Annotated in this window: 12 protein-coding genes; 5 read left to right on the top strand and 7 right to left on the bottom strand. The window is 71.8% G+C overall.

Going from position 1 to position 12,715, the window contains the following annotated elements; all coding sequences use genetic code 11:
- Positions 1–120: 120 nt before the first annotated feature.
- The 3 genes from ACFV04_RS01180 to ACFV04_RS01170 form a co-directional block, all read right to left on the bottom strand.
- Positions 121–2,382, bottom strand: coding sequence for a helix-turn-helix domain-containing protein (locus ACFV04_RS01180; RefSeq protein WP_380525949.1), 2,262 nt, complete (start codon positions 2,380–2,382; stop codon positions 121–123).
- The gene (locus ACFV04_RS01175; RefSeq protein ID WP_380334390.1) at positions 2,379–2,747 is read right to left on the bottom strand and encodes a hypothetical protein; all 369 of its coding nucleotides are present in this window, start codon (positions 2,745–2,747) and stop codon (positions 2,379–2,381) included. The genes ACFV04_RS01180 and ACFV04_RS01175 overlap by 4 nt, the downstream gene beginning before the upstream one ends.
- Before the next feature lie 299 nt (positions 2,748–3,046).
- Positions 3,047–3,433 carry a hypothetical protein gene (locus ACFV04_RS01170; protein WP_380334393.1) on the bottom strand — a complete coding sequence of 129 codons (387 nt, stop codon included), beginning with the start codon at positions 3,431–3,433 and terminating at the stop codon, positions 3,047–3,049.
- 349 nt (positions 3,434–3,782) lie between these two features.
- Here ACFV04_RS01170 and ACFV04_RS01165 point away from each other — a divergent pair, with 349 nt between their 5' ends.
- Positions 3,783–4,334, top strand: a complete 552-nt coding sequence (locus ACFV04_RS01165) for a DUF6245 family protein (protein WP_380525946.1) — start codon at positions 3,783–3,785, stop codon at positions 4,332–4,334.
- Between the two features lie 33 nt (positions 4,335–4,367).
- Here ACFV04_RS01165 and ACFV04_RS01160 read toward each other — a convergent pair whose 3' ends face one another.
- On the bottom strand, positions 4,368–4,943 hold the full coding sequence (locus ACFV04_RS01160) for a GNAT family N-acetyltransferase (RefSeq protein WP_380334399.1): 576 nt from the start codon (positions 4,941–4,943) through the stop codon (positions 4,368–4,370).
- Positions 4,944–5,175: 232 nt separating this feature from the next.
- Entirely contained in the window at positions 5,176–5,619 is a 444-nt protein-coding gene (locus ACFV04_RS01155) for a winged helix-turn-helix transcriptional regulator (RefSeq protein ID WP_380334402.1), read from the bottom strand.
- Between the two features lie 130 nt (positions 5,620–5,749).
- On the opposite strand from ACFV04_RS01155, the gene ACFV04_RS01150 reads away from it, so the two are divergent.
- Positions 5,750–6,622 (top strand): aldo/keto reductase family oxidoreductase, encoded by an 873-nt coding sequence (locus tag ACFV04_RS01150; RefSeq protein WP_380334405.1) that lies wholly within the window; start codon positions 5,750–5,752, stop codon positions 6,620–6,622.
- Between the two features lie 450 nt (positions 6,623–7,072).
- On the opposite strand, the gene ACFV04_RS01145 is transcribed toward ACFV04_RS01150, so the two are convergent.
- Positions 7,073–7,921: an ABC transporter permease gene (locus ACFV04_RS01145; protein WP_380334407.1), complete on the bottom strand. Its 849-nt coding sequence runs from the start codon at positions 7,919–7,921 to the stop codon at positions 7,073–7,075.
- A complete protein-coding gene (locus tag ACFV04_RS01140) occupies positions 7,918–8,829 on the bottom strand; it encodes an ABC transporter ATP-binding protein (protein ID WP_380334410.1) in 912 nt (303 codons plus the stop codon). Before ACFV04_RS01140 ends, ACFV04_RS01145 begins: the two co-directional genes overlap by 4 nt.
- Positions 8,830–8,961: 132 nt before the next feature.
- Here ACFV04_RS01140 and ACFV04_RS01135 point away from each other — a divergent pair, with 132 nt between their 5' ends.
- The 3 genes from ACFV04_RS01135 (at position 8,962) to ACFV04_RS01125 (ending at position 12,646) form a co-directional block, all read left to right on the top strand.
- Positions 8,962–10,167, top strand: coding sequence for a sensor histidine kinase (locus ACFV04_RS01135; RefSeq protein ID WP_380525942.1), 1,206 nt, complete (start codon positions 8,962–8,964; stop codon positions 10,165–10,167).
- A complete protein-coding gene (locus tag ACFV04_RS01130; RefSeq protein WP_380334415.1) occupies positions 10,164–10,820 on the top strand; it encodes a response regulator in 657 nt (218 codons plus the stop codon). The genes ACFV04_RS01135 and ACFV04_RS01130 overlap by 4 nt, the downstream gene beginning before the upstream one ends.
- A 473-nt stretch (positions 10,821–11,293) precedes the next feature.
- Positions 11,294–12,646 carry a cellulase family glycosylhydrolase gene (locus ACFV04_RS01125; RefSeq protein ID WP_380525939.1) on the top strand — a complete coding sequence of 451 codons (1,353 nt, stop codon included), beginning with the start codon at positions 11,294–11,296 and terminating at the stop codon, positions 12,644–12,646.
- Positions 12,647–12,715: the final 69 nt, after the last annotated feature.

Here is a 12,715-nt window from a genome sequence, read left to right as displayed (position 1 = left end):
CTCGGTACCTCCGCCCCGCGGCGGGTGCCGGGCGGGGTGGGCGAGTTGTCCGAACCGGAGCGGCCCCGGCAGGGGAATGACGCGTCCGCGAGGCCTCGCCGGCGGTGCCTCCGCACCGGTTCAGTCGGGCAGCCGGTACTCCCTGGACGCGGCGGCCGCCGAGCCGACGGCGGTGAGGAGCACCCAGCCGACGGCGGAGACGACCAGGGTCGGGGTGAACGGCCAGAGGTCGGTGAGGAATTCGCCGCTGACGATCCAGGCGAAGCTCGCGATCAGGGCTCCGGAGCGGGCCGCCGAGGCCGGCGCCCCCGGCTTCGGGCCGACCGCCCCGACGATCGTCAGCGCCGTGCCCAGCCCGATGAGGAGGGCGAGCTCGGTGCAGGTGAGGAAAGGGGTGTACTCGACGACGTAGTGCTGCCCCGGCTTGGAGATCTCCATCACCCGGCCCCGCCAGACCTTGAGGTCCACCGCCATGCCGATCTCCACGGCGTCGTAGAACCCCCGGTCGACCACGGAGGTGTCGGTGGGGGCCGGAGCGCCACGGGTCATGGTCAGGTCGTACTCGGCGCCGGTGCCGTCCTTGGTCTGCTTGTCCGTCACCCTCCCGGTCGTCCGCAGGAGGCAGTCCGCGCCGGCGACGGCGGCCGGGGTGCCGCAGACGGGGGCGGTGAGGTAGGCGCCGGCCGTCGTGTACGCGCCGGCGTACCGGGCGAAGCCGAGGGCGACGGCGGCCACGCCCACCAGGACGAGCAGGCCCCGGGCCCACCCGGGGGCGCGGTGCCCCGGCGGGAGGCCCGGGAGGGTCCGGGTGTACACCGTCCGGGCCCGCCCGGGCGGGGCGTCCGTCCCGGCCGCGGGATGCCGCGCGGGGGCCGGCGCGTCGGTGGTGTCGGCCGCGGTCGCCGCGACGGTGGCGGGCACCCGGGCCGGCGCGTCGGTCGCGGGCGGGTCGGCTGCGGGCGGGTCGGCCGGGTCCAGCAGGCGGCTGACCTGCCCGCGCAGGACGTGCAGTTCGCGGGTGACGGTCTCGGCCTGCTCCCGCACCCCGGTGAGTTCCTCCTCCAGCGCGCGGGTGTACCCCACGGCGGCGTCCAGCCGGCGGCCCTTCGCCTCGGACTCCTCCCGGAGGCGGCGGCCGCGTTCCTCCTCGGCGTCGAGCAGTGCGGCGAGCCGCTGCGCCTCGCGGCGCGCCCGCGACCGGTCGTCGCTGCGGGCGCGGCGTTCCTCGTCCCGTTGCCGGGTCAGGTCCGCGACGGCCTGCCGCAGGTGCTCGACGGTTTCGCGCAGGTGGACGACCTGGTCGGCGGTGTTCGGGCTGTCGCGCAGTTCGGCGGTGCGCAGGTCGTGGAGCCGGCGCAGTCCGGACGGGGTGAGGGGCCGGCCGCGGGGTGCCAGGAAGGCGGCGAAGGCGTCCAGGAACGCGCGGGGCGGGATCGCCCGGCCGGTGAGGTAGGACGTGACGTCGTCCGTGGACCGGCCGGTGGCCTCGGCGAGTCGCTCCGCTGTGACACCGCCCGGGCCCCCGGCTCCGCCCCCGGCCGCGTCCGCGCGCTGCGCGAGGGCGGCGGTCAGCGCCTTGGCGAGCGGGGACGCCCGCGGTGGCGGCGGCCGGTGGGCGGCGTTGCGGGTGAAGGCGAACCTGCCCATGCTGTCGGTGGTCTTCTGGTTGGGAGCGGGCAGACCGCGGCGGCTCGACTCGGCGCACAGGTCCGGGTAGAGCGCTTCGAGGGTGAGCCACTTCGGTCCGCCCGGCAGACCGGCGCGGACCAGGTCGACCAGGGTGCCGGTGAAGGAGGTCGGCCGGTCGGCCTGCTCGGCGAGCGGGACGACGTGGGCGGGGCCGTCGCTGGCCGTCAGGACGTAGGTGCCCCGGATGGCCGTGGCACCGGCGAGGACGGCGTCGCCGGACAGCGCCTCGATGGCCCGGCCGGCGTAACAGCAGTCCAGGACGACGGCCTTGGCCCTCGCCGGGCTCTCCAGGAACGCCTCACGGACGATGCCGAATGCCAGCCCGGTCACGTCGGCGTGCGCCGGATCGGTCCGGCCGAGGGCCAGGCACAGCTCTCCGCGGGGCAGCACCAGCCCGTGGCCGACGTAGTAGAGCACCAGGACGCCGCGGGTCTCCTTGGCGAGCCGCCGCAGGTCCGGCACCAGGGCGGCCGGGGTGGCGGCCGGGCGGTGCGGGTCGGCCGGGTCGGGGATCACGGTGATCCGCTCCTCGGGCCAGCCGCACAGCTGCGGGTCGGTGAGCATGCGGTGCACCGCGGTCAGGCTGTTGCGCGCGGCGGGCAGCGGCAGCAGGTCCGGGTGTTCGTAGCTGCCGGTGCCGATCAGGACGGCCCGGGAGTCGTCGAACCCGCCCGGTCCGGGCGGCTCGCTCACGGCCGTGGCCCGGTCTCGTCGTCGTCCTCGCCCAACACCTCGGCCAGGAGCGGCACGACGTCCTCCGACCTGACCTGGGTGGCGGTCACCCTGACCCTGCGGTGCCGTGTCGTCACCTCGGCCGTCACGTCCGAGCGGCGGGTCCGCAGCCAGACCGCCAGCGCCCTGGCCACCACCGCGCCCGCGCCGCCGGCGCCGAGCGCGACCTCCAGGACCTGGGTGACCCCGCCCAACTCCCCGTCGGCGGGCGGCGTCGGGACGGCCCGGACCAGCCCCGCGAGCGCCCGCTCGCGCCGCAGCCAGTCCCACAGCTCCGCCGTCTCCCGCACCTCGTCGCCGCCGATGACCCTGATCCGCGCGTCCACCGCACCTCCGCCACCTCGCGTCCCGGGCACCCGCCGGGGCTCAGCGGGATGATGGCAGGAAGCCGTCGGCCGCGGGGGCAACTTGCCTTCGTTGTTGCAGATTTGTCAGTTATCTGCAGGTCGGCCCTGTTGCGTTCGGGGTGGCCGTACCCGGGGCGGACGTACCTGGGTCGGCCGTACCCGGGGCGGACGTAGCCGGTTCCGCCGGGCCCGGGGCGGACGGTGTCGGGGCCCGCACCGTCCGGCCCGAGTCGTCCGCCCGGGGTCGTCCGCCCCGGGGCGTCGCGGCCGTCGGACCGCTACGGCGCGATGGCGTAGCAGAAGAACCCTTCCTGCCGGGAGACGCTCGCCCCGGTGCCGTTGTCGGTCACGGTCACCTTCACCGCGGCCGCCAGGTTCGTCCGGCACGGCCCGTAGGCGCCCGGGGCGGTGAGGCCGGAGTAGAAGCCCGCGTTGCCGACCGCGGTCCAGGAGTAGCTGTAGGTGCCGCTGCCGCCGGCCGCGTAGGCGTCACAGGACCAGACGCTGTTGCCGGAGTCGCAGACCACGGTGACGCTCGGCGCGGTGGCGGCGTGGGTAGTGGCGGCATGGGCGGGGGCGGCGAGCCCGAGGGTGGCGAGTGCGAGCAGCGGAGCCGTGAGGGCGCCCAGGCGCCTGGTCGGGGACTGGGGTACGGACCGGTTCATCGGAACCTCCTGCGTCGGGGTGTGCGGGGGTAGTTCGGGCCGTACGAGTCGTGCCGATCGTGCGTGCCGTGCGTGCCGTTCGTGCTGTGCGGGAACGACTGTGCAGCGCGCAAAGGATCTTCACAACCCTCGCGACGGCAGAGGACGGACGGGGTACGCCGAGGTCATTACGCGCGGAGTAGTGCCGAATCAGTACTCCGGGTCGTGCCCGTGCAGGTTCTCAGGTCCCGTGTCGTTTTCTCCGCCGCAATGTCAGCTGAGTGGCCGATCCGACAGGGGATCGAGAACTGCTGCCGATTGTCGTCACATTGGCCCCCCACGCCCGGCCCGGGCCAGGTAGCGTGCCGACATGACGAGCGATGAGACCCCAGTGACGGTGGAACAGATCGGCGCGGCTCTGGCCGCGTTGGGCGTCTACGAGGGCGACAACACACCGGCCGAGCACGCCGAAAGGGCCGCACAGTTCGGCAGCCCCGACATCTACCGGCTCCGTCTGCTCAACACCCTGCTGGGCGCGGTGCAGGGGCAGGCGAAGCTCGCCGACGAGGCCGAGGAGGACGGCGAGGACCTGTTCACCGCATGGTTGGAGCAGCTGAGGGGCGCCGGCACCTGGGAGGACTCGGCCAGGCAGATATCCTTCTTGGGCTGGCAGGTCCGGCGGGTGGGTATCCCGCTCTTCCTCCTCGCCAACGATCCGGACACCGGGCCCATCGTGGACGCGGCCGCGCAGGCCGCCGAGGCGCTGCACATCATGCTGGGCGTGATCGGCACACTCGAAGAGGCGGACCCGACCGTCGACTTCGTCACCGTCATCAACCAGGGCGGGATGCTGAAGGCGGGCCGGGAGCTCCTGGTCACCGCCCTCGACAACACCGACACCGCGCTGGAAACGTTCAAGTAGGCCGGCCGCAAGACGTCCGGGGCCCGAGTGGTGTCAGTCCCGGCGCAGGTCCAGCATGGCGAACACCTTGTCGTAGCGGCGTTCCCCGACGGCCACGTAGTCCGGCAGCCGCCCGTACTCGGTGAAGCCCAGCGAGAAGTACAGGTGCAGCGCGTCGGCGTTGTCGCCGCGGGCGTCCAGGGTGAGTACCTCGATGCCCGCGGCCCTGGCGTCCGCGATCAGCGCGGTGCTCAGGGCCCGACCGATGCCGTGGCCCTGGGCGGCGGAGGCGACGGCGAGCTTCTCCAGGTCCGCGTGGGGGCGGTGGGTGGGGCGTCGGTGGCGCAGCCAGTAGCCGAACCCGGCCGGGCGTCCGTCCAGGTACGCGGCCCGCAGGGCGCCGTCGCCGGACCGGGCCCGGTCCAGGACCTGCTCGACCAGCACGGCGACCTCGTCGGCCGAGGGCGGCTCCAGCCAGCCCAGTGCCGCGCCCGCCTCCACCAGTTCGGCCAGGATCCGGTGCGCGGCCGCCGCGAAGTCCTCGGCGCCCCCGGGTAGTTCGGCCACCGCCGCGGCGTCGAGGAGGACGAGGGCTCCGGACGCCGGTGCTTCGTTCGTGTTCAGGCCCATGGCGGGCAGCTTAGAGCCTGCACGGACAGGTGGGGGTGGGGTACCCGGGCAGCGAGGCGGGCACAGGTCTCCGTGATCACGGAGTTGCGACGCTCTGTGATCACCGGGGGGATCTGTGCCCGGGCTTCCGTCATGGCTGACCGACCCGCACACGCGACCGTTCCCGCCGCCGGCAACCCTGATCCGATCCCATGCCTGAAGCGGACCACCGGCCACGTCCTGCCCTTGTGGTTCAGGCGACGCGGGTGTCGTAGGTCTCGCGGTTGGCGAGGACATCGTCCATGTGCATCTCGGCCCAGGTCTTGAGGCCGCGCATCATCTCGTGCAGTGACAGGCCGAGGTCGGTCAGCTCGTAGGTGACCGTGACCGGCACGGTCGGCGTCACGGTGCGGGTGATCAAACCGTCGCGTTCCAGGGAGCGCAGCGTCTGGGTAAGCATCTTCTGACTGACGCCGGCCAGCAGGCGCAGCAGCTCCGAGTAGCGCATCGACCGGGGCTCGCCGGCGCAGTCGGTGCCTGGCTGATGCGCGCTGTCGCTGCCGAGCGCGGCCAGGATCAGCGTGACCCATTTGTCGGAGAGCCGGTCGAGCAGCTTGCGACTGGGGCAGGCGGCCAGGAAGGCGTCGTACTCCATCTTGGCCTGTGCCCTCTGCTGGGCCGCCGTCATCGTTGCCATGGACCATTCCCTTCACCCGCGGGTGCCTTACGCACTCCGAAGTGCCTTCTTCCCGGCAGGAAGCTACACACCAATAGTGATGCAAGGTGCCACTGGGCACCGCTATCCGGCTCAGCGCGAAAGGCACAGCATGAGTACGTCCTCCGCCTCGCTTCCCGGCGGCACCTGGACCCTGGGCGACCTGATCGTCACCCGATTCGGCTACGGCGCCATGCAGCTCGCCGGCCCCTGGGTCATGGGCCCGCCGGTCGACCGCGACGGCGCACTCGCGGTCCTGCGCGAGGCAATCGACCTCGGCATCACCCACATCGACACCGCCGACGCCTATGGGCCGCACATCACCAACCAGTTGATCCGCGAAGCGCTGCACCCGTACCGCGACTCGCTGCACATCGTGACCAAGGTCGGCGCGACCCGGGACGAGGAGGGGGGCTGGCCTCCGGCCCGGCGACCCGAAGAGCTGCGCCGCGCCGTCCAGGAGAACCTGGAGAACCTCGGTCTCGACACGCTGGACGTGGTCAACCTCCGGCTCGGCGACGCCCGAGGCCCCGTGACCGGTTCGCTCGCGGAGGCGTTCGAGGTGCTTGCCGAACTCCAGCAGCAGGGCCTGATCCGGCACCTCGGCGTGAGCAACGCGACGGCGGAACAGGTCGCCGAGGCGCAGGCGATCGCGTCCATCGTGTGCGTGCAGAACATGTACAACCTCGCTCACCGCCACGACGACGAGCTGGTCGACGAGCTCGCCGAGCAGGGCATCGCCTACGTGCCCTTCTTCCCGCTCGGTGGCTTCAGCCCGCTGCAGTCCGAGGCGCTCACAGCCGTGGCCTCCGGGCTGGAGGCGACGCCGATGTCCGTCGCCCTGGCCTGGCTGCTGCAGCGGTCGCCGAACATCCTGTTGATCCCCGGCACCTCGTCGGTGGCGCACCTGCGCGAGAACGTCGCGGGCGCGGGACTCCCGCTCTCCGAGGAGGATCTCGCCGAACTGGACAAGATCGGCCGCTGACCCCCTTCCGTCACCACGGCGAAGCGCCGTCGCGCCCTTCGGAGGGCGCAACGGCGCTTCCCGCGGGACGGGTCGGATCGACCCTCGGCCGCGCGGGTGGCAGCGCCGCGAACCGATCCCCAAGCGGGTCGCCAGCCATGACGTGAGGACGGGCACAGGTCTCTCGGGCGGCCACGGAGCGTCGCGACTCCGTGATCGCTGAAACCCGTGCTCGCCTTGTCGTCGAGGCCCCCCACGTCGCCTACGTGCGCGAGCTCTTGGATGACATCCCGGTTGGGGAGTCCGCGGGTGCGGATGAGTGGCCGGCCGTGGTCTGTGACAGCTGCACCGACTCCGTCGTCGTGGGCATGCAGGGTCTGCGCCCGCGCTCGCCCACACCGGCAGCAGAGCGCATCTCCGTCAAACGGCAACCCCTCGTGCGGGAAGAAACCCTCGTCGTGCAGCCCCCTTTCACAGGTCTCGGCGGCGTACGACGAGCGCGGCGAAGGGCACCGCAACCAGGGGCCAGGCAACGAGGGTGATCCATGCCTCGGTGGCCGTCGCCGGGTAGTGGATGCCCGGTGGGAAGCCGAGTTCGTCGAGGCGCCACAGCCGCTGCCAGGCGGTGTAGGGCATGGCGTGCGCGATGGCGGCCGACCAGTGATGCCGCTCGTCGAAGAATTCAGGGACCAGCAGGAGCAAGGCAGCCGTCGTGACCATGGTGGTCGCCGTGTGCCGGATGACGGCGCCGATACTCATGCCGATCAGCGCACACACTGGTGCGAGCAGGGCGGAGGCCAGTACAGCGCGCAGCGCGCCCGGGTGGCTGATGGACAGGTCGATGTGCCGACCGGACAGGACGGCCTGGGCCACGGCGAACGAAGTCGCGGCGATCAGTGCGCCGTAGACGGCGGTGGCGGCGGCCACGGCAAGCGACTTGGCGGCCGTCAAGGAGCCTCGGGCGGGGACTGCTGTGAAGGTCGTGCGCACCAGGCCGCTGGCGTACTCGCTGACGACGACGATCGCGCCGATGCTGCCGCTGACGAGCATGAGGACCATCGCCGCGCTGGGGACGTAAGCGTCCAGATAGCCCGCCGCCGGATAGCTTGCCCGCAACTGTGGCGAGTAGTCCGGCCAGTTGCGGTAGTCGGCGAGGACACCGTTGGTGTTGAACAGGATGAGGGCTGCCGCGCTGAGGGCGAAGGTCCACCGGATCGAGCGCAGCGACCAGAGCTTGATCCATTCGGCGGCGAGCAGGTCGCGGAACTGCGGGCGGGGCTCGGGGACAGCGGCTCGGGTGGTCGCCTTGGTCGTTGTCATCGCGGGTCTCCGGCGCGGTATTCGACGTGATCGGTGGTCAGGTCCATGAACGCCTCCTCCAGGGAGGCGTTCTGTGTGGCCAGCTCGCCCAACAGGATGCGGGCCTGGAAGGCAAGTTCGCCGATCCGGGCTGCGCTCAGGCCGGTGACCTTGAGCGTCCCCTCCCCGTCCGGGCGCACGATCGCGCCGTGGGTGGTGAGCAGTGCTGCCAGTGCTTCGGGCTCGCGCGTCCGCACGGCCACGCTTGCCCCAGCGCTGCGCGCGGCGAACTCGGTCAGGCTTTCGGCCGCGATCAGTTCACCCCGGCCGATCACGATGAGCTGGTCGGCGGTGCTCTCCATCTCGCTCATCAGGTGGCTGGAGACGAACACCGTGCGGCCTTCGGCGGCCAGGCGGTGGAGCAGGCCGCGTACCCACAGCACGCCCTCGGGGTCGAGGCCGTTGAGCGGCTCGTCGAAGAGCAGCACCGGCGGGTCACCGAGCAAGGCGGTGGCGATGCCGAGCCGCTGCTTCATCCCGAGCGAGAACCCGCCGATCCGCCGGCGCGCCGCGTCGGCCAGGCCGACCTCCCGCAAGACCTCGTCCACCCGGTGGCGCGGGATGCGGTTGCTGCGGGCCAGGGCCCACAGGTGTGCGTACGCGCTGCGCCCGCCGTGGACGGCTGCGGCATCGAGCAGCGCACCGACATGCCGAAGCCCGCGCGGATGGTCGCGAAACCGCAGCCCACCGACCGTGACTGTGCCACCCGTCGGCCGGTCGAGCCCCAGGATCATGCGCAGAGTGGTGCTCTTGCCCGCTCCGTTGGGGCCGAGGAAGCCGGTAACGTGCCCCGGCCGCACGGTGAAGGTCAGGGCGTCGACAGCCGTTGTACTGCCATAGCGCTTCGTCAGTTCTTTCGCTTCGATCACGCGTCCAACGGTGCCCCGGAGCGCGCGTCCCGGCATCAGACCGGTGTCCGCTCTTGTGACTTCCGGTCAACCGGACATCGTACGACCCTGGTCTGACGCCCTTACGGAGATCGTGTGGCTACGATCGGGCGCATGTCCGTCTTGCCGAGCCTGTCCCTGCTCAGACGCGTGCCACCGGGTCTCTGCACGTCACTGACCTGGTGTGCGGCGATGGTGTACGTGTTGGCCGTGTACGCGTCGTTCCCCGGCCGGTCCCGACCGATCGACTACCCCGCGGCAGGGACCAGCCCCTCGGGCTCGGGCTGGCTGGCTCTGGCAGTGGCCACTGCCGTCACACTGGTCGGTAGCGCCGCACTGCACCGCAGGCCGCTGCCGGCCTTCGCCCTGCTACTCGTCGGCGCGTTCACCGCCTCCATGGCGCTGAACCTGAAGCAGATCCCGATTCTGTTGTTCCTGGCGGCCGTTGTGGCGCTGGGCTTCCTCGCCGCCTCCCGCCCCCGTAGGACCTCGCTCACCGCGGCTGCCATGGCGCTCGGCGCACTGGTCGGCTACCCGAGCCTGCAACTGCTGGCAGGACCGGTCAGCACCACGGCGGAACTCGCCGACGCCCTGTCCGGCGCGGTTGCCTGGCTGATCGGCAACACGGTACGTCAGGCCCGCGACCACGCCCGCACGTCGCGCGCCCAGGCGGCAACCCAGGCCGCCACCGCCGAGCGGCTGCGGATCGCGCGCGAGCTGCACGATCTGGTCGCGCACAACATCGGCATCATCGCCCTCCAGGCCGGCGCCGCGCGCATGGTGATCGACATCGATCCACCGAGTGCGAGCCAGGCCATGACCGCCGTCGAAGCCGCCGGCCGGGACACCCTGGCAGGGCTGCGCCGCATGCTCGGCGCACTGCGGGAGGCCGAACCCGATGACCTGTCCGGGCCCGTGCCGCTGGGTCCGGCACCGGGCTTGGCGGATGTCGAGCGGCTGGCCACAGCGACGGCAGCGGCCGGTGTCCGGGTCGAGGTGCGGTGGCAGGGCGAACGGCGACCGATTCCTCCGGAGATCGACCTGTCGGCCTTCCGGCTCGTCCAGGAGTCGATCACCAACGTGGTCCGACACGCCGGCACAGGCTCGTGCAACGTGTCCATCGACCAGCGCCCCGAAGAGTTGTTCATCGAGGTCCTCGACTGCGGGCGCGGGTGCGGCACCGCGGTGGGTTCCGGTTACGGCCTGATGGGACTGCGGGAACGAGTCGGCCTCCTGGACGGCGAGTTCTCCGCCGGGCCCCGGCCCGAGGGAGGCTTCCGGGTGACCGCCCGTCTGCCCCTGCCGACAGGGGTCCGATGACCGTCCGCATCGTCCTCGTCGACGACCAACCACTGGTGCGCGCCGCCCTGCGGATGGCCGCTGCCACCAACCCCGAGATCGAGGTCGTGGGAGAGGCCGGCAACGGCACCGACGCGGTCCGGCTCTGCGAGAGCGCCCGGCCCGACGTCGTGGTGATGGACATCCGTATGCCCGGCATGGACGGCATCGAAGCCACCAGGCTGATCACCGCCGGGCCCACCACAGCCCGCGTCGTCGTCCTGACCACCTTCGACGACGACGAGTACGTCTACGCCGCACTGTGCGCCGGTGCCTCGGGCTTCCTCGTCAAGGACATGGCGCTGGAGGACATCCTCGGTGCGATCCGCGTCGTCGCCGCCAGCGATGCCCTGATCGCGCCGAGTGCCACCCGCCGCCTGATCGCACACCACACAAGCCGCGCCGAGCCGACCTCGGCGCGGCAATCGCTCGATGGCGTCACCGAACGCGAACGCGAGGTGCTGACCCTCGTCGGGCGAGGCCTCTCCAACACCGAGATCGCCACCCACCTCACCATCAGCATGGGCACCGTCAAAACGCACATGACCCGTCTGCTCGCCAAGCTCAACGCCCGCGACCGTGCCCAACTCGTCATCAACGCCTACGAGACGGGCCTGGTGTCAGTGCGACCCTGAGCAAATGCCTTGCCGCCGTGGCCCACCTCCTGTGCCCTCCCGTGACGTCGACAGGTGCCTTCACCGCGACACCCTCGGAGGCTCCCGCGACGGGCCGAGCATCCGTGGAGGACACGCACCCGCAGGTGCCCCGGACATTCGACGGCGGACCCGGCGCCGGCGCGGCCGTTCCGCCCCGGGGGCAGGCCGGTTCGGGATTCGGCGGGGTGTCGTGACCGAATCGGGTCCGCGGTGGATAGCATTTCCTCGTCGGTTCCGTGATCTCGGTTCCGTGATCTCGACGGTCCTTTCGTTCGGATCGATCGACCGCACCGGGGCGGGTGTCGCCGCGGGTGACTTCCGGTTCGCCGCAACAGCTTCCCGCCCTTCTCGCCGGCGCCGTGGAATCGCAGGTGGCGCTTTCCCGCCGAAAGGTTCGTATGATGACAATCGCTTCCTCGGCAGCGCGGTGTCTCGGACTGGCCATGCTGGTCATGGGATTGACCACGCCGGCCGCGGCGACGCCCGCGCCGCCCGACCTGGGGCGCGCGGGCCGGTGGCTCACGGACGACCAGGGCCGGGTCGTCACCCTGCACGGCGTGAACATGGTCTACAAGAAGCCGCCGTACTTCCCCGCGGCGGGAGGTTTCGGCGAGAAGGACGCGCGGTTCCTGGCGGAGAACGGCTTCAACGCGGTGCGGCTGGGCTTCGCGTGGAATGCCGTCGAGCCGCAGCCCGGGGTCTACGACGACGCCTACATCGAGCAGATCGGGCAGACCCAGCAGTTGTTGGCCCGGTACGGAATCCACAGTCTCGTCGATTCCCACCAGGACGCGTTCAACGAATCGGTGGGCGCGAGTTGGAGCGGGTTCCCCGCGTGGGCGGTGTTCGCCGACGGGCTCCCGGTGAAGCCGAATCCGGGCTTTCCGGAGGTCTACTTCACCAGCCCCGCGCAGAACCAGACGTGGGCGAACTTCTGGCACGATCACGCCGCGTCCGACGGTGTCGGTCTGCAGGAGCACTACGCGGCCATGTGGGCGCACGTCGCGCAGCGCTTCGCGGGCCGGCCGTACGTCCTGGGCTACGACCTGATCAACGAGCCGTGGCCCGGTTGGGACTACCCGACCTGCTTCCCGGGCGGGTGCCCCCGCTTCGAGAAGGACGTGCTCGCGCCGTTCGAGGCGAAGGCCATGAACGCCGTCCGCCGGGTCGACCGCGATCACCTGCTGTTCTACGAGCCCTCCCTGACCAACGACTTCGGGACACCGGACTGGATGCCGAACCCCACCGGCGATCCGAACGCGGGGATGAGCTTCCACGACTACTGCTTCGGCCCGGTCGACACCTGTGTGCCCAACGGGACGGACCGCGCCGCCGCCGACGGCGTCGTCGGCCTGCTGACCGAGTTCGGTGCGACCGAGGACGCGGCGAGGCTGACCCGCCTCGCCGACCGCTTCGACGGCGCCATGCTGTCCTGGATGTTCTGGTCCCGGCCGCAGGACCAGACACCCGGTCACCCCCAGGAGCCGCCGACCGGCCCGAACCTGATGGACCCGGCGGTCGTCCGGCCGTATCCGCGCGCGGTCGCCGGTACCCCGCAGCAGTGGAACTACGACGGCACGACCGGGACGTTCACCCTCCGGTACGGCGCCCGCCGTGCCGATTCCGGTCAGCCGTTCGCCCCCGGAGCGCGCACCGAGGTCTTCCTGCCGCAGGGCGACTACCCCGACGGCTACCGGGTCGAGAGCCGGGGCGCCGACGTCGTGTCCGCCCCTGACGCCCGGCTGCTCCGACTCGTCGCCGCTCCCGGGCAGGAGACCGTCCAGGTGACCGTCACGCGACGATGAGCGGAACCCGGGGCCGACCACGGCCCCCGCACGCGCCCCCAGCGCTGATGGGGAGCCGACGGCGGCCCG

This window comes from Kitasatospora sp. NPDC059599, assembly GCF_042735125.1.
In the GTDB taxonomy this organism is placed as follows: Bacteria; Actinomycetota; Actinomycetes; order Streptomycetales; family Streptomycetaceae; genus Kitasatospora.
Note: the sequence above shows the minus strand (reverse complement) of the source record. Positions and strands in the feature narration are given on the sequence as shown.